This is a genomic window from Pseudomonas juntendi (assembly GCF_021560075.1).
Taxonomy (GTDB): Bacteria; Pseudomonadota; Gammaproteobacteria; order Pseudomonadales; family Pseudomonadaceae; genus Aquipseudomonas; species Aquipseudomonas juntendi.
This window is the reverse complement of record NZ_CP091088.1, coordinates 3382080-3403791: the sequence shown is the minus strand read 5'-3', so window position 1 is coordinate 3403791 and position 21712 is coordinate 3382080. Positions and strand designations below refer to the sequence as shown.

Genomic DNA, 21712 nt, shown 5'->3' with positions numbered 1-21712 from the left:
ATCAGGACGCAGGCTGAATGGCCAGCACCACGCCGTTGGTAATCTGTATCAGCACATAGTGATCGCCCATGCGCACCCAGTGGCTTTCCTTCTCAGGCTGTGGCAGGCCCTTGGCTTTCCAGTTCTTGATGGCTTCCTCGTCACGCTTGTACTGGTCTGGCGCTTTGTCACCGACCTTCAGCTCGCGGTTGTGGGTTTCCGGCGCAGTGACGCTTTCTTCGCTCGAGGGGGCAGCGGTGGCGGCCAATGGCAGGCAGGGCAGGGCGGCTAACAGTAGATAGTGCAGTTTCATGGCAATGTCCTTATGACGGCTTGTATTGTCTGCGACAGCGGAATACGCGTGACAATTCACTCGCGCTGCGTGCCAATGCTAGAGTCGCTTCTTTTTCAAACCCCCGAGGATGGAACATGCGTGCGATTCTGCCGATGGCTGCGGCGCTGATGCTGGTTGGTTGTGCTGCTGCGACCATGGACACTGCCCGCGGCGGCAAGCCGACGGCGCAGCTCGACTCGCAGAAGGCGCCAGAGCTGGTGGCCCAGTGCATTCAGTACAGCTGGCAGGAAGAGAGGGTGTTCGGTGACGATGCCAGTGGCTACCTGCAGCCGCGCAAGCAGGGTGGGTTGACGGTGTATACGCGTGAAGCCGAAGCGTTCGTGGATGTGTACCCGCAGGCCGGTGGCACGCGGGTCGACTACTACGCGCAGAAGCACGACGGCGTGGCGCTGCAGCGCCGGGCAGCGGCAGCGACCTGCTTGTAAGGGTATTTGGCTACCCTTTGGCGGACAGAGACAGCTGGTTTACATTTTTTTGCAAGGTAGTTCTGTCGGCCAGTGAGTGCGGCGTCTAGCATCAATTGCTCGCATTCAAGGAAGACACCATGGACCATTCCCTGCAACTCAACCGTGCCAGTTGGGATGAACGCGCCCCGCTGCATGCTGCCTCGAAGGACTACGCAATCGAACAGCTCGTCCGCGACCGCGACCGGCTGTCCGACACCGTGCGTTTTGATTTGCCATTGTTGGGCGATATCGACGGCCTTGATGTGATCCACCTGCAGTGCCACATCGGCACCGACACCCTCTCCCTGGCCCGCCTTGGCGCACAGGTGTGCGGGTTGGACTATTCTGCCGCTTCGTTGGCCGAGGCCAGGGTGTTGGCAGCACGCTGCAAAACGTCTATCGAGTATGTCGAGTCTGATGTTTACGCGGCTGACAAGGCGCTGCCAGGGCGCACCTTCGATCTGGTCTACACCGGTATTGGCGCGCTCTGCTGGCTGCCTCGCATCGAGCCCTGGGCCCGTACCGTCGCGGCCTTGCTGAAACCGGGCGGGCGGCTGTTCCTGCGCGATGGCCACCCCATGCTGATGGCTGTCAACGAGGACCACCAGGACCGCTTGCAGCTCGAATACCCCTATTTCGAGCAGCAGGAGCCAACGGTGTGGCATAGCGACCAGACTTACGTCGAAACCGATCAGCGGCTGGCTCACAGCGAAACCCACGAATGGAACCACGGTCTTGGCGAGGTGATCAGTGCCTTGCTGAGCCACGGCCTGCACCTGACCACGCTGGTCGAGCACCAGAGCATTCCCTGGGAGGCGCTGCCAGGGCAGATGATCAAGGGCGACGACGGCGAGTATCGCCTTCGCGAACAGCCCGCACGCCTGCCCCTGAGCTATACCCTGGTGGCGGTCAAAACCTGATCAGGACAGAAAACCACCGTCGACGTTCAGCGCGGTGCCGGTGGTATAGCTGGAGGCATCGCTGGCCAGGTAGAGCACCGCGCCGGCCATCTCCTTGGGGTCGGCCACGCGTTTGAGGGGGATCTGCTGCAAGGCCGTGTTGAGAATGGCATCGTTCTTCACCAGCGCCGAGGCGAACTTGGTGTCCGTGAGGCCCGGCAGCAGGGCGTTGCAGCGGATACCGAACTGGGCGCATTCCTTGGCGAACACTTTGGTCATGTTGATGACCGCTGCCTTGGTTACCGAATAGATACCCTGGAACAGGCCTGGCGAAACCCCGTTGATCGAGGCCACGTTGATGATGCTGCCGCCGCCATGTTCGCGCATCAGCTTGCCGGCCTCGACCGACATGAAGAAGTAACCGCGGATGTTGACGTCCACGGTTTTCTGAAAGGCGCCCGCGTCGGTGTCCAGCACGTTGCAGAATTGCGGGTTGGTGGCGGCGTTGTTGACCAGCACATCCAGGCGCCCGAACTGCTCGCGGATGCCGGCAAACACGTGCTGGATCTGCTCCAGTTCACCGATGTGGCAGGCCACCGCCGTAGCCTTGCCCCCTGCAGCGGTGATGGCGTCCGCAACTTGCTGGCAGCCCTCCAGCTTGCGGCTGGAAACGATCACGTGGGCACCTTGCTGCGCCAGCAAGTGCGCAATGGCCTCGCCAATGCCACGGCTAGCGCCGGAAACGAAGGCAATTTTGCCATCGAGGTCGAACAGGTGGGTCTTGGGCATGCTGTTTTCCTTGTAATCCGTGGTGGGCGGGGCTCAAAGGCTGGACTTGGCGATGACCTGCAGGGTCATCTGTTCCAGCAAGCGGTTCATGTGGATGAACTGGGCGAAGCGCTTGTCCTGGGTCTGGCCGTGGTAGTAGCGGTAGTAGATCTGCTGGACGATGCCGGCCAGGCGGAACAGGCCGTAGCAGTAGTAGAAATCGAAGTTTTCCAGGCGTATTCCGGCCCGCTCGGCGTAGTAGTCAACGAACTGCCGACGGCTGAGCATCCCTGGTGCATTGCTGGGTTGGCGGCGCATGAGTTGCACTGGGGCCGGGTCACCGGCTTCGATCCAGTAGGCGAGGCTGTTGCCCAGGTCCATCAAAGGGTCACCCAGGGTGGCCATTTCCCAATCCAGTACACCGATGATGCGCATAGGGTTGTCCGCGTCGAGGATCACGTTGTCGAAGCGGTAATCGTTGTGCACGATGCCGGGCCGCGGGTGGTCGGCGGGCATTTTCTCGTGCAGCCAGGCGGTCACGTGTTGCCAGTGCGGCGCATCCGGTGTCAGGGCCTTCTCGTAACGGTTGGTCCAGCCTTCTACCTGGCGCTGCACGTAGCCTTCCGGCTTGCCCAGGTCGGCCAGGCCGCAGGCGCTGTAGTCCACCTGGTGCAGTTCGACCAGCCGATCGATGAAGCTTTTGCACAAGGTTTCGGTGCGCTCGGCATCCAGCTTGAGTTCAGCCGGAATGTCCGAGCGCAGGATGACGCCCTTGACCCGTTCCATCACATAGAATTCGCTGCCGATCAGGCTGGTGTCGGTGCAGTGTACGTAGGCCTTTGGGCAGTACGGGAAGCCGCTGTTCAGTTGGTTGAGGATACGGAACTCGCGGCCCATGTCGTGGGCGGACTTGGCCTTCTGGCCGAACGGCGGGCGGCGCAGCACCAGGTCGCGACCAGGGTAGCTGACCAGGTAGGTGAGGTTGGAAGCGCCGCCCGGAAACTGGCTGATGCTGGGCTGGCCATCAAGGCCGGCGATGTTGGCCTTCAGATAAGAATCGATGACGCCCGCGTCGAGCTCTTCGCCGGGGCGTGCCTGGGTGGACTGGTCGGTGAGCGTCATGCGTTTTCCTTATTCTCGATCGCAGGAACTATTGGCTAATCTAATGGCCTGCCCGTTATGGAACAAGCGTCCCAGGTGCGTAATAGGTGGGGGTGTTGCTGTACGATCAGCTGCCTTGATGCAGCCATTGATGGGTGGTGCAGGCAAAAAAAAAACCGAAGCCGGTCAGGCTTCGGTTTTCGATCATGCGCTGTTCCCGGCCTTCAGGATGGGAACAGTTCGCTCAACTTCATCGACAACATCATGTCGCCTTCTACGCGCAGCTTGCCGCCCATGAAGGCCTGCATGCCGTCGGTTTCGCCACTGACGATGCCCTTCAGGGTTTCGCTGTCCATCACCAGGGTGCAGTTGGCATCCGGGTTTTCACCTTCCTGCAGTTCGCAGGTGCCGTCCTTGACGATCAGTGCGTAGTGCTTGTCTTCATCGGTGATGTTGAAGCCGAACACCAGGTCCAGGCCGGCGGCAGCGGATGGGTTGAACTTCTCTTGCATCTTTTTGACGGCATCAGCTACGGAGGTCATGGCGCATTCCTTATTGAGTGATTTACACGTCCCCGCAGGGACATAACTAGCCGGCTTTATCGGTAAGTGACAAGCTCCGGCGCCCTCAACAGCTGCACATGGGCCTGGCTGTTGAAGGAAGCCAACGCGACGTCGCGGCCGCGAAACTTCAGCTGGCTGAGCGACGTGTTGATGATCTGCCAGTTCAGCGCGAACGCCTGGCTGGGGGTGATACGGGTCACCAGGTGGAGCAGGGCAGCAATGGTGCCCCCCGAGGTGAAGATAGCGATGTTGTCGCCGCTGCCGGCTGCATCCAGCACGCGTTGCAGGCCGGCGTGCACACGGCCGGTGAAGGCCTGCCAGGTTTCCAGGTCATCGCCGCCGTGCTCGCCATCGTGCCAGCGCTGCACCATCAGTGCGAACAGGCGCTGGAACTCGCTGCGGTGCTCGGCACCGTTGCGCAGCACTTGCAGCGCATCGGGCTCTGCCGGCAGCAGCCCAGGCAGCATGGCCCGGATAACACCGTCGGCATCGAACTCGTTGAATGCCACGTCGGTCTCTACAGCGGGTACCGGGCAACCCGTAGCGTGCAAGGCCTGCAGCGCCAGGCGCGCGGTGTCCTGCTGGCGGCGCAGGTCCCCAGCTACGCAGCGGTCCAGCCGCACGCCGAGTTGGGCCAGGTGTTCGCCCAGCGCCAGGCTCTGACGTTCGCCCACTGGCGAAAGTACGTCGTAGTCAGCGGCACCGAAAGAGGCTTGGCCGTGTCGGATCAGGTAGAGGTTGCCCACGGAAGGTTCCGGCCTGTAGGAGGTTGCTGCGAGGTTAGGACGCGGCACAGAGGCTGTCAACGAAAAACATACAAGCGTTTGAAAAGGTTGTTTGAAAGATGTTGCCAGCGTTTGCGTACGCTGGCAGCACGCTAGATGCACCGGTATGCTTGCAACAGTTACGCGCCGTGATGGCGCTGGTATTTAAGGAGTCAACGTGGAGTTTCTTGCCAACTGTCCTTGATCTCGGGTAAAGCCAAGCAGCACGGGGCTTCCACCCAAAATGACCATCCTCACCGTTGAATCCAGTGTCACAAATCGTCCCAACGTGTCACAAATCGCAGTGCCCTACGTCTACCGTAGAGCCTCGGGTCGGTATCACCTTCGGGTCCGCCTCAAGGGCTGCCACGACTCCTGTACGATCTCGCTCAAGACCACTAATCGACCTGCTGCCATGACTACCGCAAAGCACCTCCTTCAGACCCTCAAGGCTTTTCACCTCGATAAGCCTGACGCAACGTGGGAGGAACTACGGGACAACCTTCGGTTCATCGCTGAGGAAGCGTTAGGCAATCCTCAGGGTGATGCCTACGGGCTGGTACTGGATGAGGTCTCTGAGAACCTCGCTGAGATTGCCGAAACGATGCCCCTGGGGTTAGCTCAGGCGCAGACCGTTCTAATGGCTCAAAGAGTCCTTGCGGCTGCTCAAGGCAGGCACAGTGGGGACCTGAGAGGGCTGGTCGAGCTGCTCAATGGGGACCTGAAGGGGTCTATAGGTAGCATCAATCAGAGTGGCTGTATTGATAGTGACGAGCTTGTGCCTGTCCCTATCTGTAAGTCGCTCTCTAAGGGCACCTCAGCGACCTCTTTCAGCGGCCTCTACGAAGCCTTCAAGGCAGAGCGGGGCGGTGATCTGTCGGCCAACACCCTGAAGAACTGGGAGAGTTGCACCAAGACCATCGTCGGGCACCTCAGGGATGCCGATATGGCCAAGCACTCAAGGGCGACCTTTGTGGGGCTCCGTGACGCTCTCTTGGCTGATGGTCGCAAGCCATCATCTGTTAACAAGATCATGACTCATGCTTCCTCTGTCATTGGCTGGGCTGTGGCCACCGGTCTCATTGACCGTGACTACTCCAAGAAGCTGGCCATTGCCAAAGGTGCCGAGAGCGCCCGTGAGGCGTTCACTGAGGACCACCTTAAGGCTCTACAGGTCTGGGCTGTGGGCAACCTCGGTGAAGACTGGAAAGCATCAGCCATTGCCCTTGGGGTTGCCACTGGGGCACGCATTGGGGAGATTTATCAGCTCACCGGCAGCGATATCTACAAGGTCGAGGGCCAGGGTACTGGCGATGGTCAGTGGGTCATGGACATCAACGACAAGGAAGGGAAGACCCTGAAGAACTCTTTCAGCCGTCGCATCGTTCCCTTGCTGGGCATCCCTGAGGACCACCTTGAGAAGCTCTCGCAGACCCAAGGGCGGTTGTTCACTCAGTCCAAGAGCGGCTTCGATCAGCTCACCAATCAGATGATCCGTGATGTGCTGGGCACCAAGACCGGGGAAGGGCTTTCGTTCCACTCGTTGAGGCACTCTATGGCATCTGACCTGAAGGCCGCTGGGGTGTCCGTAGGTATCGCTCAGGCCATCTTGGGGCATAGCTCGGGGACGCTTGCATTCGATCTCTACGGGGGCAACGCGGCAGCCTCGAGGGAGCTTATGGTAGACGCCTTGGGGATGGTGCGGGCTAAGGTTTTGGACGTATAGGCGTCAGCGTGCTGTGCCTTGGATATACTGACACTTCTATTCGCAGCTCAAAGGAGAGCCAGATGATTGGCAAGGATATTCAGTTTATTTTGTCCGGAGGCGAGACTGTATGCTTTGAAGATGCAGTCTATTCCTTAGACTTTCCAGATGCAGACGTTGTTACAGGCGCGGATGGTACCTCGGCATTCTTGGTTCGGGCAGGTACATTTGCTATCAAGATACCTGATTTTAGTGGTTGGTTTGGGGCTGAAGGCGTGACTGTGGACGGGACGTATTACGAAGTAAAAAGAAACTTCCGTATCCCGGAGCGGGATGGTGAATGGCTGATCTACCATGTGAGCCATTGATTTGTATCAAGGGTCTACCGCTTGCCGGTAGGCCTGCTTTGAAAAGCGCAATTTCATGGGCATCGAGCTGGATGTCCTCGTGGGTCACCCTAAGCATGACCTGCTGTTCGTGGCGACTCAGGTGGCCCGAGCGGCTGGCTTGAAAGACCCAAGTGCATCGGTCTCGGTCTTCCGGTCCAACAATGCGGGAATCTCTGGAGCCTTCCAGTGGCGTGAAATCCTCGTGGCCTTGAAGCAGACTCAAGGCTCGGTCTTGAGCCAAGTTCAAGGCTTGCCAACAAGTCGAGTGGTGCAGGCCAACTCATGGCTTGCCACTGAGGGCTGGGTCTACAGGATGCTCATGCGGGGCGACTCGAAGGCCGCTGAGTCCTTCCGCTCGTGGATTGCCGACGAGGTGGTCCCGACCATCCGCAAAACCGGCCAGTACAACGCTGCTGAGTCGGACAACCCGATTGCCGTGGGCATCATGGATGGCGATGTCGCAAAACCCCTCACTATGGCTGCACTCCCGCAGCGGCCACAGGAGGACCATAAACATGACCAGTTACGACCCAGCCCAGCACGAGGCGATCACCACCGCTGCACTCTCCGTTCCCAAGCGTGGCCGGGGCCGACCCACCAAGATCATCGCCAACTTATTCTACGGCTTCATCGGGCCGACCACCGACTACGGTCAATATCCCCACTTCGCAATGGACATCCTTGAGGGCATCGCAAGGCTCGACTGGCATGACCGCCCAATCGGCGCTGGTGGCTCGTCCAAACCTCTGTCCGTGAAACGTCTTGTTGCCATCCTTGCAGAACTTGAAGTCGTCTCAGCGGCCAACGTTATGGCGCAATACAGGTTGGGTCTCCGACAAGCACAGCGGTATGTGAAGGCCATCGAACTGGCAATGCCGTACCTGCTCAAGAGTCGCCCCGATGAGCTGATCCATGAGATGCGCTATGGCTTCCTGAAGACCAGCCGTGTCAACGAATGGGAAGACCAGGGCGAACCACCAAGTCCTGAAGTCCTCGCCAAGCTGCACCACGACCTGAGAACGCTGGGCGCTGAGGCTGCCTGAATAAATGCCGCATACTTAAAAGAAAACTCAACGAGACCCAAGCGGCCAACGGAATCGACAAGCTCATCGAGTAGACCCAGAGGGAGAGGGGTAATTGTAATTACACCCCTCATCTTTCATTCATCTCAAAGGGCATCTTTAAGAACACCTCAAAGGAGACCTCACACCATGACCATCATTGTCTGCCCAGCTAACTCACGCCTCACCGATCAGGACGTGTCTATCTTGTCCACTGTATTCCCTCGACCTGCTCGAACCCAGCTCATTGAGCTACGCCGAACTCTCAGTGACCACCGTTTCAACTTCAGGACCTACAAGGATGGACAGGTCACCTTTGACATGGATGGTCTGGCCCAACGGATCCTCGCTAAGTGTCCCCAAAAGACTCTCGACCGTTTGAATCAACTACTTGAACAAGGGTTGTGTCTTCAAGCCATCGCCTCGACTCACTTGAGGATTCCATTGAGTGGCTCTGAAGGAATCTCACTCACAACTTAAAGGCGTCCGTCAAGACTGTCGTTAAAAACCCTCACTATGGGTAAGACAGGAAGACCAACAACAAAATAATTTCCTCGCCCCTGCACAACAGCCGTCGCCACGGTTGATCCCTTCGACGCCCTTCAGGCTTGCCATGTCCTGAATCAGCGTCATCAACACCACTTGAAACCCAGAACCTTTTGATCGTCCTTGAAGATGCCCGCGAAGGCTTTCTCCTTGGCCGTCTGGTCGTGCGCGTCTATGGCGCAAGGACGAATCAAAGGGTCCCCAATAGGAGAACCCAAACCATGAAAATCACTATCACGAAAGTCCTGAAGAACGAAGTCACCGTGTCGGGCCAGACCCTGAACCGTGAGTACGTCGAGAACATCATGCTGCCCATGTTGGTCGCCCAATGCGGGACCGTTAAGGGCCAGCAATTCGAGATCGTTAAGGCGTTCGATGAGGCCGGTCTGTCGCTCCAAGCGATTCCTGTAGTTGCCCGAGAGTACCGCCAAGACCAATACCAGAAGGCTCAGGAGCGTGCTCGCTTGCAGGCTGAGGCCAATGCCCATGCCGAGCGGTGCCGTGAATGGTCGCCTCGTGAGATCGCCCAAGCGAAGGCCGATAAGGAGGCCCGAGCCGCTGCCATTCGTGAGCATGGTGCCCGTATCCGTGCCGCCTCCCGTGCCAATAGCGCTGGCTGGTAACAGCACCTCGACACACAACCACTTCATTCATCTATTCAGGAGACAACAATCATGACTAAACCATTCGAGTACACCAAACCTTCGACCTATTCCACTGCCATTGTCGATGGAAACACCGGGTCAATCCGATTCAACACCGCCGATGTTCGACCTGAGACCCAAGCGGCCACCGATGTGTCCGTCTATGTGGAGGCCCTCGTGGAGGCCGCTGAGGACTATTTGAACGGCGATGAGTGGCGAGAGGCTGCCATGGAGGCAACTCCTTGTGAGTTCCGTCCGGCTGGCTCTGAGGCCACTGGGCAACAAATCATCACCATGGCCGACCGCTCTGTCACCTTCGACCCTCGCAAGAACTGGGATAACCAGACCATCGACAAAGGTGAAGTGCTGGCCGGTTCTGTGATCTTCACCGAGGCCACTGACACGGCATTGGTCATCAGCCACCGTGCCACCATCCTCGACCACAATCTGATGGCAGGCTTCACCGTGCAGTCTATGGAGCAGACCGCTGAAAAGATGCTTCGTGACATCGAGCACAGCGCAGCCGGTAAGGTCGCTGCCATCTTGGCGACTGCCCCAAGCACCGAGAGCGTATCCGAGGCCAAGCCCACGGGTAAGCCTGTCGAGATCGCTGAGGACCTCATCGACATCCTGACCCTGAACATCAACCAGACCGTAGGGACCTCGCTGAGCGACTTCGTGATCCTGCTGCCCGTGTCGCTGGTGGCTGTCCTTGAGCGTGCTGCTCAACGTGCTGGTCTGGGCTCCATTGAGGAACTCATTGGCGCAGGCGTTCAGGCGTACACCGGCAACGACCATGGCATCTTCATGTTGCCCAAGCTGTTCACCTCACTGAGCTACCGTGAGCGTCAAGACGGCAACGTTTGGCGCATCGAAGCGACCCGCAACCCGAGCGCCCAAGGCTGGGACCTTGAGATCATGGCTGTGGTGGACATCATCGCCAATGGCATGGTCAAGGTAGCTCTGACCGAGGATCGTCTTCAGACCGTTCAAGTGCCGTTTCCGCTGGTCACTCGCATTGCCCTGAGCTGATCTAAGGGAAACCCTGAGCTGATCTAAGGGAAACCCTGATAGCCCCGTAAGGCCGGACCTAAAGAGGGACCGGCAGGGGCACAGCTTCACCTATCCGCATCATCGCCCGTCGCTGGGCATCTATCTAACCGAAAGTCTTTCTGTTTGTTCCTTCATGCCACCGGCAGAACCCTTGGTCGGGTCTTTCGGCTGCCGGTGGGAGCGAACTTGAGGGAGCAAACAAGAGGAAAACAGACTATGACCATGACCACCAATACAGCAACCATCTTCGAGAACATCTCCAAGGCCGGAGCGGTATCCTCAACGACCCTCAACGGCTTACCCGGTATGTCGTCCTTGGAGATCGCTGAGATCACCGGCAAGCGCCATGACCACGTACTCCGAGACATCCGAAAGATGCTCAACGAGCTTGAGCTAATCAACGCCCCCAAATCTGGGGAGGTTAAATTTGTCGATGCTCGTTACCCGGATGCCAAGGGTGAACTACGTCCACTGACCATTCTCGACAAAGAGCTGACCTTTACGCTGCTCTCCCGGTATTCCTTCAAGCTGTCCAACATGATCGTCAAGCGCTGGCTTGAACTGGAAGGCTCAGGGTTTGAACGTGTGTCGATACAGGCTGCTGTGGTTCACCTGCTCGAACGAGAGAAGGACAACTATCGAATCGCAATGAGGGACATCAAGGCCGCTGCAAGGCGTCTCAAGGCCCGGTAAGCGCCAAACGACACTTCCATAAACGAAGCGTGACGCGCTAAGCTCTTGGATTAAGTTGCCTACACTAAGGCCCGTCGATGAGTGTCACGCTGTGCTACACATACAAGGGCAAGCGGGTAGTTACTAAAGTGCCTGTCGAGTCTCTGACCCCGCATGCTGCGCTGTGCTTTGCCCTGCTGCAATCAGGCGCCTCTGACGACCAATCCCAAGGGAGCTGGCCGCATTCATATGAGCGCCTCCTTGAGGTAGCCCTGCAACACGAACTCACAGACGTTCGCTTTCACAAGTCACTCTAATCCCTCAAGGAGAACCCCATGGACCACCTACAGGCCCTCTACTGGGTCTGTCTGGCCGTTCAACTGGGGTTCTGGTTGTGGTCTCGCCGACCCTCTTGAGAATCTGACAGAAAAATCTGAAAGGTCACCATTACAAGACTTCCCGCGCAGGCTCCCCCGTAGGCCCTCGCATGGGTGCCCGTGGGCGCGATAGGGACCCCGGAAAGGTGCGTCGCTGAGCCTGCCTCAAGTGCTTCGGAATGTCACAGGACCGTACCAAAGTGTCACAAGCCATGGTAGCGTAGCCCTTTAATTCCGGGCATTGAGGACTACTGTGGAGTTTCTTGCCGAATACGCAAGCTTTCTCGCCAAAACCGCCACCCTGGTCATCGCCATTCTGGTGGTGTTATCGGCCATCGCCGGGCTGCGTGGCAAAGGGCGGCGCAAATCGGGTGGGCAGTTGCAGGTCACCCGTCTGAACGAGTTCTACAAGGACCTGCGCGAGCGCTTGGAATCCGGCTTGCTCGACAAGGCCCAGCTAAAGGCGCTGCGCAAGCAGCAGGCCAAGGCGGAGAAACAACAGAAGAAGGGTAAAGGCAAGGCCGACGAGCAGGGCCGGGTGTTCGTCCTGGACTTCGATGGCGACATCAAGGCCTCGGCCACTGAAAGCCTGCGCAATGAAATCACTGCCCTGCTGACCCTCGCTACCGCACGCGATGAAGTGGTACTGCGCCTGGAAAGCGGCGGTGGTCTGGTGCACAGCTACGGCCTGGCCGCCTCCCAGCTGGCGCGCATTCGCCAGGCAGGCATCCCGCTGACCGTGTGCATCGACAAGGTGGCTGCCAGCGGTGGTTACATGATGGCCTGTATCGGCGACAAGATTGTCAGTGCGCCATTCGCCGTACTGGGTTCGATCGGCGTGGTGGCGCAACTGCCCAACGTCAATCGCTTGCTGAAGAAACACGACATCGATTTCGAGGTGCTGACCGCCGGCGAATACAAGCGCACCTTGACCGTATTCGGCGAAAACACCGAGAAAGGCCGGGAGAAGTTCCAGGAAGACCTCGACATCACCCACCAGTTGTTCAAGGACTTCGTTGCCCGCTATCGCCCGCAATTGCACATCGACGAAGTGGCTACCGGTGAAGTGTGGCTAGGCGTGGCGGCCCTGAACCGCCAGTTGGTGGATACCCTGCAGACCAGCGACGAGTACCTGAGCGAACGTGCCCGCAACGCCAACCTGTTCCACCTGCACTATGCCGAGCGTAAAAGCCTGCAGGAGCGAATCGGCGTGGCAGCCAGTGGCGCGGTGGAGAACACCTTGGTGGGTTTGTGGAGTAAACTCGGCCGCCTGCGCTAACACCTTGAACCCGTTGAAATTTTTTTTCGTCGAGGGGGTTGCAAGGTTAAAAGAATGAAGACATAATGGCGCCCATCGAAACGCAGCGAACTTTGAAAAAGGTTCAGTGTTTCAAGGGGATAGCAAAGCGCAAGCTGCTATGTCCGACTTTGAGGCCGAGTAGCAAAGTGGTTATGCTCCGGATTGCAAATCCGTCTACGCCGGTTCGATTCCGACCTCGGCCTCCACCATTCGAAAGCCCCGCAGCCCTTGAGGTTGCGGGGCTTTTTTAATGCCTGCGGATTGACCCCGCCACCTGCATTTGGGACAAATTTGGGACAGCAAAGGAAATTGCGTGTCCCATCTGTCCCCGGCAAAATCCGGTGCATGGCTACCTACGAACAGCGCCCAGGCGGCGCATGGCGGGCAAAGATCCGCCGCAAAGGATACCCGCAACTGTCTGCAACTTTCGATACAAAGGCCGAGGCCCAGCGCTGGGCGGCCGAGATCGAGGGTGACATGTCGCGGGCGCGCTTCGTTGACATGCGGGAGGCAGAGCGCACGACCCTGGCCGAGGCCTTGGACCGTTACGCCAGGGAGATCACCGCGTCGAAGAAAGGCGCGAAGCAGGAGATGACCCGGATCAACAAGTGGAAGAAGCACGCTCTGGCCGACAAAGGCTTGGCTGCGCTGAAATCCAGCGACTTTGCTTTATATAGGGATGGTGAGCTCAAGGAAGGGAAGTCCACGGCCACGGTCCGGCTTGACCTGGCCATCATCAGCCACCTGTTCACGGTGGCGATCAAGGACTGGGGTATTCAGGGGCTGAGCAACCCGGTGATGAAGCTGCGGATGCCCAAGGGGGCAAAAGAGCGGGATCGACGGCCGCAAAGCTTCGAGCTCACGGCGGTGATCGAGAAGGCGGGGGAGATTCACGCCGAAATGCCGGCGATCATCCAGATAGCTGTGGAGACGGCCATGCGCCGCAGCGAGCTGCTGGGCCTGCGCCGCGAGAACGTCAAAGGCAAGCATGTGCTGCTTGAGGACACAAAGAACGGAAGTCGTCGACTCGTGCCGCTATCCACCAAGGCCAGGGCGCTGCTTGATGGCCTGCCTGCGCGCCTGGATGGCCGAGTGTTCTCGCTGGCACCTCACTCGGTCAGTCAGTACTTCAACCGAGCCTGCAAAGCTGCCGCGGTGAAAGACCTGCACTTCCACGACCTGCGACATGAGGCACATCGCGGCTGTTCGAGAAAGGGTTGTCCCTGATGGAGGTGGCCAGCATCACCGGGCACCGCACCTTGTCGATGCTCCGGCGATACACGCACCTTTGCCCTGACTCCCTGGCCGACAAGCTGGGTTAACGCACGCTGGCGAGCGTCGGCGGGGCCTGGCGCTTCCGCCCGGGCTTTGCCGGGGTGTGTAGGCCCTGCTCAAACTCTTCCAAGAACTTGCGGACGGTGGCGACCCGCCAACATACCCGCTTTCCCTGTTTAAAGAACGGCGGGAGCCAGCTCGCCCCGTCCTGTCGCGCACTGCGGATGGATGATTCAGTTCGGCCGAGCATCTTCGCCAGCTCGGGAACGTGGATGATTTCTTGCTCCATCTGTGCCTCCTTAGGCCAAGAAGTGATGCCCGACCTTCGCCGCCCGGGCGGCTTCCTCGGTGCGGAACATGAGTCGGGTGGTGCTGACGCTGCCCCAGGCGTTGTACTTGACATCAACCCACCAGGCGCCGAACTTGCGGTACGGCTCGCCGAGGATCTTCGTGACGTAGCAGTCGATCAGGTTCATGGATGGTCTCCTGGCTCAGTCCCAGCTGAGCTTGGCGGGCGTGGGCGGGATGGCTTCGAGCGTGGCCAGGTTCAACAGGGTGAAATACCCGCCGTCCTGCGGCCGCCAGCCCATGGTGTCGATGTGGATGACGTTGCCGAGGGCTGCCGGCTTGTGCAGCGGGGTGTGTCCGACCACCAGAGCCCGTAGGCCTTGCACGCCCTCGGTCTCGCCAAGCTCAATTCGGCTGCGCGACCACATGCAGGTGTTCTGCGTAAGTCGAAGCTGCTTGGCAGACTCTGGCGCTTCAAGTGCGGCCCGAAGCTGATCCCAGGACGGTAAAGGGCAGTCGGCGTGCACGACACCGACCAGCCCACCGGGCGTCTCCACCTCGATGGCGATCGGCAGCTCGCGGAACTGGGCGGCGAACTCGCGCTGCTCATCCCAGGCCAGGCCGGCGAACCAAGCGCCGCCGTTGTATACCCAGTTGTCGACGTCGCAGGTGTCGAAGCGACAGACGTAATCGTCATGGTTGCCGCGCACCGGGTGAAACCATGGCTTGGCCAGCCAGGTGAGCACGTCGCGGCACTCTGGCCCACGATCCACCAGGTCGCCAACGCTGAACAGCCGGTCAACTGCCGGATCGAAGCCGGCGGCGTCCAAGGCGGCCTGCAGTTGGGTGAAGTGCCCATGAATGTCGCCCACCGCGAAATCGCGGCCAGCAGTGTTTGCGGCGAAGCGCTTGATGCGCACCACCTCGATGTTTTCGAGCATGCAGAATCCTCGCCCGCGCATGTCGGCGGGCTTGAGTTGTAGGGGGAGGGGTTACTTCGGTGTTAGGCTGGCTTTGCGCCGGCGCTCGGCCTGGGCGAACTCTTTCGACATGCTGGCGAGGCCGCCCACCACGTCCTCGGGGAGGAGCGCGTTGTTGCAATGTGGGCAGAGCGGCGCCATCTTCGTGCTCCGCCAGGCTTCGTCCATGACCTTGGCTGCACGGCTTCGGATCTGGAATTTTTCAGCTTCGGCTAACTCGGCAGCGCGGCGGTTGAGACTGGACTGCGCTGCGCTGAACATCTCCACCAGGCCGGCGAATGCGTCGAAGGCCTCTACCTCAGATTCGCAATCACTGCACCAGATGCGGCGCTCCTTGTCGTCATAGACAAGCTTCCGGTGGTTGCAGGTCGTCTTTGGCCTTCGGGTAAGGCCCCGAGCGACCCTGATGTCTTCGATCTGGACGACCTTGACGCCGTGCGTCCAGTCTTGGGGTTCAATCGGTGCGTCACTCATCGCGGAGCCGTCCAGATCAGGTAGGCCATGTAGGCGAGGGCGATCATGGAGCCACCTGCTTGCGATAGCCGGCGTCGTACAGCGCTTCGCAATCAGCCCGGTTCACGCCAAAGCCAGTTGCTGCGTGCATCGTCTCGGCCATCTCCACAATGGCTTTCTCGCGCTCTTCCGCCTTGATCTGCTCAAGCGAGCGACGAGGGCGAACACGTTTTGCCTCGTCTCGATACATGGCAATCTTATTGCCGCACTGAACCACGCAGAATTCCTCGCGGCCTTCCGGGTCTTCACCTACGGCAACGCAAACCCCGTCGTGCCATTTTTCGAAGTCTTCGCAGGCGAATGATGCTTCAACCAGTGTGCCAACAGGCGGAAGACCTTCACCATCCCAGCGCGACGGCCGCGGTGTGATGTACTGGATCTGGCCCTGCGTGAAATTGTGCCGGTGATCGCCGGTACCGCCACCGTATGGATAGGCGCGATCCTCGGCGCCTACCACGGCGTACTGGTCCAGGTTGATCCACACCTCGGTAATGCCGTGGTGGGCCACAAGGCCGTGACCGTCTACCCACTCAGGCGCTTTGCTCCAATCGATCTTGCTCACAGCTCATACCTCTCATCAATCCAGCGCCCAGGCGCCACATGGCGCGGCAGGGCGAATGCCTCGCCAAGCGATGCAACGACGATTGCTCGGCAGGCGGCTATGTCGATTGTGTCGCCGCCACAGATCACGTCGCCGACCCTTGCCGAGAACTCGAATCCAGGAAGCAGCGCATCGAAGCGCACTCGATGGCTGAGGATTTGCTCGCTGGCTAATCGGCTGTCAGATGTGGGGCTGAAGCGCTTGAAAACGCTTCCGCCAATTGCCTGTCGAACCCCGGATTCAGTCATCCGAGCCTGCTTGCCGTTTGCCACCAGGGTGCAGTAGTCGAGCGCGTGCCCGGTCAGTTCCCTGGCTCTTACTTCGATCATTTCGCTCACATCGAATACCTCTCTACGGTCCAGCGTCCAGGCGCCGTAGCGGGTGTAGGTTCGGGTTGGGTTTCGTGCGGGTAGAGCTGGCGCTCGTTGCCGGCCTGCAGCTGGCTGTCGGGGATACAGCTGATGCCACCCTTGTAGGAGCCGCGGAACACCCAGCAGGTTACGGCGCGCTTGTCGTCGTGGATCACCTCCACATCAGGGGTGAGCTGCTCTGCGCTGGCGCCGGTGGCCAGCAGCAGGAGGCAGAGGGCGAGGCGGGTCATGGTTTGAACTCGACTGCTGGCGTGACTTGGCGCGCGAAGTCGAGCAGATCCTGCGACCAGTCCTGGCCAACGCCGTCATCAAATGCGAACAGCATGCCGCCCAGTGCTCGTCGCAGGGTCATGCACTGTTCCAGTACTTCAGTCACATGGCCGTATTCGAAGTCTTCACGCTGGTTGTCGATAAGGCGCAAGTCGATGTGGATGCTGTCCGTCCAGCAGCCTTCGTCATGGTCGAATCGATCACACCAGAAGGTGCCTTGCTCATCACGCTGGGCGAGGGTGAAGCTGTCGTACGGGCCGCCGTAGGTTGGGACTTGGCCACCTTCGATGCGCTCGATCCACATGAAGAACTTGCGCCCCGTGATCGGGCATTCATCCGGGCACCACGGTGCCGCCTGCTTTGACTTGGGCATAGCGCTTCCTTGGCCGCCATATCGCGGCAGTAAGTTGTACATGTGGTTGGGTTCGGTACAAGAAAATCGGCCGGCGGTCCGATTCAGTTATCAAGCTGCGATACCGAGATTGCGTCTCGCCTCGCTTTGGCTATGGTGAGAGTTCACCCGTGGCATACAACTAAAATCGTAGGAGGCCGACATGAGGATTCGCGGTGAAGTTTTCTGGGAGTGGGCTGATCCAACGCTTCACCACCGAACTCATGACGAAGAACTCGAGGATGGAACGGTCATTGATGTTCAGGTGCGCCTGTCGCGAACGGGTAACACGCAGATGTTCATTGGGGTATATGCCGCGAGTGGCATGGCCCTTCACGAAGAGGCTTTCGATTCCCGACCTGGCGAGTCAATGACCAGGGCGCTGGCCTGGGGAGTGGGGCGGGCTCGCCGGATCGCCACCGATACCCAGCCGAAATTCGATAAAGTCGCCTGCTCGAAATAGAGGGGACAGGGGCTACAGCTGAGTGGAGTACTTTTGTACTCCAGTGGTCAGGAGGGCTTGCGATCCAGGGCGGCGCGGGCTTGCCACGATCTCCAGGCGCCTTCATGGCTAGGGTTGCGATAATGCTCCCGACTCAAGCTGCGTATAAGTTTTACACCGGGGAAATCACGTAGCATGTGAGCTTCAAACTCCGCCCGCTCATCGATCTCAACCGGGGCGCTCGGCAGAGAAATAATCTGTCCGTGAATTGCCGCCTCTACGATACCTTCCGGCAAATAATCGTCTTCGGTCGGCGCGCTCGGCTCTGCGCTGGCATGATCTTCCATAGGCGTTAAAATCTGCCCTGGATGCTGACTTCGACAGATTTCATCGTAGGGCACCCACTTTTGGGTTTTAGGGAATACTTTCAGATTTATCTCAAGATGATCGGCAGTACGCCTTGTGCATACCATTCGGATTTCGTCGCCCAGCTCGGGCAGAACCCCATCCACAAAGTAATGTTTATACAGCTCGGCAAGACTTCGGCTCTCGCCGTATCCTCGGTTGACCGAGAATTGCATATGTGTGTACTCGGGTGGCTGATCCGCAATTGTGTAAGTGGCCCAATCTTTGCCGCTTAAAATACTGTCGTTAACATCAGCTTCGACATACGGAAGATCCGTTTTATCGTCTTTCATCTTGCTGTCCTCGGTGGTTGTGATTTTTTGAGAGGTCGGCTCTGCGCTGGCGGATAAAGCTTCCCTGATTCGCTCGCCGATCCTCCGCGTCTTCCATGGATCTTGCGGCGGATCGGACATCAGCATCACGCCATGACTTGCCAAGGCGTCACGCAGCAGCTCATGCGCCTCGGCCAGCTGGGCGCGCAGGGTGTCACGCTCTGCGATTATCGAACGTTCGCGTTCGGCGCCCTCCTTGTTCAGCTTCATGGCCCCTTTGAGCGCACTTTCGAGCTTCTCAAGCCTTGCAGGGTCGGCGTGAGTGTACAGCGGCCCCAGCTTGGCGATCTCGTCAAGGCAGGCGTTCCAGCCATGCTGTCGCTCGCTCAGGAAGCATCCGTGGTGCTCATGTACGTGGCGAGTAGGCAGCGCCACCGGCTCGCCCTGGTGCTGCTGGATTGTGGTGTTTGCGGCCATCGGCCCCAGCCCAACAATCGGCAGCCCAGTCGCCGCCGCATCCCTCTCTGCCTCTTCTTTGGTCCACCAGAAGGCAGTACCAACCATCCAGGCTATTGGCTCGGGGTGGGGCTGCGGGGTGGGGCAGGCCAAGATGGCTGCAGCGAACCGAACGTGGGGCGGATCTTCACTGCGCAGCGCGGAATCTTGGATATCACGCCACAGCGCATCGAGCTGCTCGCGGGTGTTGCTGGATCGGTTTTCTGTGGGCATGGGTAACTCCAAGTTCATCAATTCAATTCGCGCTGGGCAGCGAGGATCACCACGCTTACCGATGTGCCGGCAAACTCATTTGCATATGAGAGCGACCACTCATGAGTGAATCCGGGTAATAGATCCTTGCCTTTCGCGCTACTCGGGAGGATCGCGACCAGGCGCCCGCCATCTGAGAGGAGACCTGCCGCATGCTGCAGGTGTGCTTGCCAGCGACCCTCACTGAAGGGTGGATTCATCACGATACGGTCGAACCTGCCCAGGCCTGCCACTTTCAGGAAATCGGCCTCTACCACTTTGTGGCCCTTGGCTTCGAGGATCTTGCAGTGCAGCTCGCTGATTTCGATGCAGGTGGTTGCGTCCCTCGGCATCAGGTCAGCCAGGCCGCCCTGGCCGGCGCTCGGCTCAAGGCAAGCGTGACCAGGCTGGATGTCCGCCAGCTCGATAGCCTTCTCAGCTACGCAGGCCGGCGTCGGGTAGAACTGGTGAGACTTGTGGTCGGGGATGCAGCCGGAGCATACGATCTGGTCAAGGATGTCGGCGGGCTCGTAGTCGAATCGCCAATAGCTGTGCTCCTTGATCCATACCGCGCCGATGGCGGTAAGTACCTTTCCGGCCTCGACCATGGTCGCGTTGTCGGAATTGCTGCCGCCATACTCAAACCGGCGTGTTCGCGGAACATTCAGGAAAGGTGGCTCCCGGAAGCCAGGGTTTTCCTTCTTCTCCCAGCCGGCCTTCATTCCCGCCAGAAGCTCAACCACCGCGAAGGGAAGCGGACGGTCGAACAGCTCGAATTCCTTGAGCTTCTTGGTGCGCTTAGGCTTGGTCCGGAATTCGGCCGGGATCGCAGCCGGGTACATACTGGCGAGCACCGCATTCAGGCGCCAGGCCATTTCGGGGTGAACTTCCAGGTGCGCGGTACCCACGCCGTTGTAGATGCGGATGCGGAACGCGTTACCATCCACGCCCATCCAGACACCATTTTGCTTCCGGGCGGCCCGGATCACCGCATCGGTAGCGCCATACTTCGGTTCATCGCGACCCATGAACTTGGCGATGACGCACCGTAAATCGTTGATTACGCCGGCCGTGCTGCTGTCGATGGTGTCGTAGTGGGTTATGGCGCGCAGCAGGATCATGCGCTTGTTAAAGCCCTGCGGGCAGTTGGTCACGTGCTCGCGGCTCAGAGATCGGAAGATGCCGTCCACGCGCTCGCCAAAGAACTTGGTGCGGCTATTCAGCAGAGAAGCCAAGGTGGAGCGCACGGTGTTTTCTTCGAACTCAGGCAGCGGCGCAAGCTCTGTCTCATTGCTGTGACGACCGGGCTTGCGTCCTAGCGGGTTGCGGATCTGGTCGAACCACTCGTCGCGGCGCTTCTGCGGCATGTAGTCGAGGACGTCGGTCATACGCAGCGCTCGGTTCCAGAAATCGGCATTGAGCTGACCGACAGCGCCGGACAGGTTGAACAGCGCTTCGACTGTGGTCGGCATGCTGTGGCGCTGCTCCTGCACGTTCCCCTCGACGAAGTAGTGCAGCACGCCGCGGCAGGCCTCGGAGGACACCGACGAAGCCATGTTCTCCAGGCGCTTTCGGGTAGCGTCGTACTCGCCGACCAGGCTATCGACCAGGTCGCTCGCCATCGGCGCGAAGAAATCGTCGATATCTTCAACCAGCTCACCGGCTTTGATTCGTTCTACTGACCCCATGGGTAGCTCCTAGGCAGGCGCCGCCCTCGCCGGGGAGGCGTTATCGTTGAATAGGGGAAGGCGCTGGCGGGCAGCGCGGGTTAGGCGGCGACAGCGTTCTCGAACTTGATCAGAAGGCTCCGGCTGTCGTTGGTGCAGCCATCTTCCTTGACCCGGTAGGTGGCTGGCTCGTAATCGTAGATTCCAGTGATTACGCCCTGCGTGATGCGAGTTCCAATAGGCAGCGGAGGTTGTGGGTTATGCTCTTCAGCCCATGCTTTCACGGCCTTACGCTCCGCCTGATCAACTAGGGCATCGACTTCATCCAGCGCTTCCATGTCATCCCTGGTGGTGTCCCAGTAGGCGTATTTGTCGAGCTCCTTCGCCAGTTCGAAGCCATCCATGTGGCGTCGGTAGTGCTGGGCGATCGTCTCGGCGTCGGCGCCGTCCAGCTTCTCAGCTACCACCTTGCAGGCTTCCAGGATCATTGCCTTGTCGGCTGTCGGGCGGGGCGGGATGTTCTGCATGCGGAATCTCCTGATCATGCGCGGCCCTCCGTGCTGGTGGCGGCATGGTGGCAATTTGGTTTTGGATGGGGTATTACGGGTGACCGGCATGGGGCCGGGCCATGGAGGTGCTGGATTGAAGAGGTTTCTGGTATTGGCAGCGCTGCTGCTTCCGTTTGGAGTCCAAGCTGAATCTGTAGAGGACAAGTATCCAGGCGATTGGAACTGGGAATACAACACCGCAATCTCCTCGTCGTTGGCTCAAGCCAAGGTAAAGGGCTGCGGCATCATCAGATACAGAGTCAGCAGGGATAGCAGTAGCGAATTCCTGGTTTACTGCTCAAACGACAATGAGAACTGGA

26 protein-coding genes, 1 tRNA gene and 2 pseudogenes are annotated in these 21712 nt (G+C 59.2%); 13 read left to right on the top strand and 16 right to left on the bottom strand.

Annotated elements, in window-relative coordinates; all coding sequences use genetic code 11:
* Nucleotide 1: 1 nt before the first annotated feature.
* Nucleotides 2–292, bottom strand: a complete 291-nt coding sequence (locus L1P09_RS16025) for an RcnB family protein (protein ID WP_054904590.1) — start codon at nt 290–292, stop codon at nt 2–4.
* A gap of 116 nt (nt 293–408) precedes the next feature.
* On the opposite strand from L1P09_RS16025, the gene L1P09_RS16020 reads away from it, so the two are divergent.
* On the top strand, nt 409–759 hold the full coding sequence (locus L1P09_RS16020; protein ID WP_029884996.1) for a hypothetical protein: 351 nt from the start codon (nt 409–411) through the stop codon (nt 757–759).
* A 119-nt stretch (nt 760–878) separates the two neighbouring features.
* Complete coding sequence (locus L1P09_RS16015; RefSeq protein WP_192440313.1) at nt 879–1700, top strand: class I SAM-dependent methyltransferase; 822 nt, start codon at nt 879–881, stop codon at nt 1698–1700.
* On the opposite strand, the gene L1P09_RS16010 is transcribed toward L1P09_RS16015, so the two are convergent.
* The 4 genes from L1P09_RS16010 to L1P09_RS15995 all read right to left on the bottom strand — a co-directional run bounded on the left by L1P09_RS16010 (nt 1701) and on the right by L1P09_RS15995 (nt 4857).
* Complete coding sequence (locus L1P09_RS16010) at nt 1701–2468, bottom strand: SDR family oxidoreductase (RefSeq protein ID WP_047149840.1); 768 nt, start codon at nt 2466–2468, stop codon at nt 1701–1703.
* Between the two features lie 33 nt (nt 2469–2501).
* Nucleotides 2502–3569, bottom strand: coding sequence for a phosphotransferase family protein (locus tag L1P09_RS16005; protein ID WP_054904588.1), 1068 nt, complete (start codon nt 3567–3569; stop codon nt 2502–2504).
* Between the two features lie 203 nt (nt 3570–3772).
* Nucleotides 3773–4090 (bottom strand): SCP2 sterol-binding domain-containing protein, encoded by a 318-nt coding sequence (locus L1P09_RS16000; protein ID WP_009682121.1) that lies wholly within the window; start codon nt 4088–4090, stop codon nt 3773–3775.
* Between the two features lie 56 nt (nt 4091–4146).
* A complete protein-coding gene (locus L1P09_RS15995) occupies nt 4147–4857 on the bottom strand; it encodes a histidine phosphatase family protein (RefSeq protein WP_029884992.1) in 711 nt (236 codons plus the stop codon).
* A 433-nt stretch (nt 4858–5290) separates the two neighbouring features.
* Between L1P09_RS15995 and L1P09_RS15990 the strand changes: the two genes are divergently transcribed.
* From L1P09_RS15990 to L1P09_RS15950, 10 genes and pseudogenes are all read left to right on the top strand, one after another.
* Nucleotides 5291–6601, top strand: coding sequence for a tyrosine-type recombinase/integrase (locus tag L1P09_RS15990; protein WP_182362281.1), 1311 nt, complete (start codon nt 5291–5293; stop codon nt 6599–6601).
* Nucleotides 6602–6663: 62 nt separating this feature from the next.
* Nucleotides 6664–6948 carry a hypothetical protein gene (locus L1P09_RS15985; protein WP_182362280.1) on the top strand — a complete coding sequence of 95 codons (285 nt, stop codon included), beginning with the start codon at nt 6664–6666 and terminating at the stop codon, nt 6946–6948.
* Between the two features lie 55 nt (nt 6949–7003).
* Nucleotides 7004–7339: pseudogene (locus tag L1P09_RS26390) on the top strand (BRO family protein); the annotation flags it as partial.
* Between the two features lie 145 nt (nt 7340–7484).
* A complete protein-coding gene (locus tag L1P09_RS15980) occupies nt 7485–8012 on the top strand; it encodes a hypothetical protein (RefSeq protein WP_232866768.1) in 528 nt (175 codons plus the stop codon).
* A gap of 785 nt (nt 8013–8797) precedes the next feature.
* Entirely contained in the window at nt 8798–9199 is a 402-nt protein-coding gene (locus tag L1P09_RS15975; protein WP_182362277.1) for a DUF6971 family protein, read from the top strand.
* 51 nt (nt 9200–9250) lie between these two features.
* The gene (locus L1P09_RS15970; RefSeq protein WP_182362276.1) at nt 9251–10252 is read left to right on the top strand and encodes a hypothetical protein; all 1002 of its coding nucleotides are present in this window, start codon (nt 9251–9253) and stop codon (nt 10250–10252) included.
* A gap of 237 nt (nt 10253–10489) precedes the next feature.
* Nucleotides 10490–10966 (top strand): Rha family transcriptional regulator, encoded by a 477-nt coding sequence (locus L1P09_RS15965; RefSeq protein WP_182362275.1) that lies wholly within the window; start codon nt 10490–10492, stop codon nt 10964–10966.
* 609 nt (nt 10967–11575) lie between these two features.
* On the top strand, nt 11576–12601 hold the full coding sequence (gene sohB / locus L1P09_RS15960; protein WP_009682123.1) for a protease SohB: 1026 nt from the start codon (nt 11576–11578) through the stop codon (nt 12599–12601).
* Nucleotides 12602–12754: 153 nt separating this feature from the next.
* A tRNA-Cys gene (locus L1P09_RS15955) sits at nt 12755–12828 on the top strand.
* A 139-nt stretch (nt 12829–12967) separates the two neighbouring features.
* Nucleotides 12968–13944: pseudogene (locus L1P09_RS15950) on the top strand (tyrosine-type recombinase/integrase).
* Here the strand turns inward: L1P09_RS15950 and L1P09_RS15945 are convergent.
* From L1P09_RS15945 to L1P09_RS15910, 8 genes are read right to left on the bottom strand one after another with little or no spacing between them, the layout of a single operon-like run.
* The gene (locus L1P09_RS15945) at nt 13941–14186 is read right to left on the bottom strand and encodes a helix-turn-helix transcriptional regulator (RefSeq protein WP_070086141.1); all 246 of its coding nucleotides are present in this window, start codon (nt 14184–14186) and stop codon (nt 13941–13943) included. The pseudogene L1P09_RS15950 and the gene L1P09_RS15945 sit on opposite strands and share 4 nt — an antisense overlap.
* Nucleotides 14187–14196: 10 nt before the next feature.
* Nucleotides 14197–14373 (bottom strand): hypothetical protein, encoded by a 177-nt coding sequence (locus L1P09_RS15940; RefSeq protein WP_235767877.1) that lies wholly within the window; start codon nt 14371–14373, stop codon nt 14197–14199.
* A gap of 15 nt (nt 14374–14388) precedes the next feature.
* On the bottom strand, nt 14389–15126 hold the full coding sequence (locus L1P09_RS15935; RefSeq protein WP_150060275.1) for a metallophosphoesterase: 738 nt from the start codon (nt 15124–15126) through the stop codon (nt 14389–14391).
* 51 nt (nt 15127–15177) lie between these two features.
* Complete coding sequence (locus L1P09_RS15930; protein WP_235767876.1) at nt 15178–15639, bottom strand: hypothetical protein; 462 nt, start codon at nt 15637–15639, stop codon at nt 15178–15180.
* Nucleotides 15640–15682: 43 nt separating this feature from the next.
* On the bottom strand, nt 15683–16240 hold the full coding sequence (locus tag L1P09_RS15925) for a hypothetical protein (RefSeq protein ID WP_235767875.1): 558 nt from the start codon (nt 16238–16240) through the stop codon (nt 15683–15685).
* Nucleotides 16237–16617 carry a hypothetical protein gene (locus L1P09_RS15920; protein ID WP_235767874.1) on the bottom strand — a complete coding sequence of 127 codons (381 nt, stop codon included), beginning with the start codon at nt 16615–16617 and terminating at the stop codon, nt 16237–16239. Before L1P09_RS15920 ends, L1P09_RS15925 begins: the two co-directional genes overlap by 4 nt.
* Entirely contained in the window at nt 16614–16880 is a 267-nt protein-coding gene (locus L1P09_RS15915) for a hypothetical protein (protein ID WP_235767873.1), read from the bottom strand. Before L1P09_RS15915 ends, L1P09_RS15920 begins: the two co-directional genes overlap by 4 nt.
* The gene (locus tag L1P09_RS15910) at nt 16877–17293 is read right to left on the bottom strand and encodes a hypothetical protein (RefSeq protein ID WP_096010358.1); all 417 of its coding nucleotides are present in this window, start codon (nt 17291–17293) and stop codon (nt 16877–16879) included. Before L1P09_RS15910 ends, L1P09_RS15915 begins: the two co-directional genes overlap by 4 nt.
* 181 nt (nt 17294–17474) lie before the next feature.
* On the opposite strand from L1P09_RS15910, the gene L1P09_RS15905 reads away from it, so the two are divergent.
* On the top strand, nt 17475–17774 hold the full coding sequence (locus tag L1P09_RS15905) for a hypothetical protein (protein ID WP_012273082.1): 300 nt from the start codon (nt 17475–17477) through the stop codon (nt 17772–17774).
* Nucleotides 17775–17821: 47 nt separating this feature from the next.
* Here L1P09_RS15905 and L1P09_RS15900 read toward each other — a convergent pair whose 3' ends face one another.
* From L1P09_RS15900 to L1P09_RS15890, 3 genes are all read right to left on the bottom strand, one after another.
* Entirely contained in the window at nt 17822–19159 is a 1338-nt protein-coding gene (locus L1P09_RS15900) for a hypothetical protein (RefSeq protein WP_235767872.1), read from the bottom strand.
* Nucleotides 19160–19176: 17 nt separating this feature from the next.
* Entirely contained in the window at nt 19177–20865 is a 1689-nt protein-coding gene (locus tag L1P09_RS15895; protein WP_235767871.1) for a DUF4942 domain-containing protein, read from the bottom strand.
* Nucleotides 20866–20945: 80 nt separating this feature from the next.
* Complete coding sequence (locus L1P09_RS15890; protein ID WP_060489023.1) at nt 20946–21371, bottom strand: hypothetical protein; 426 nt, start codon at nt 21369–21371, stop codon at nt 20946–20948.
* Nucleotides 21372–21712 lie beyond the last annotated feature (341 nt).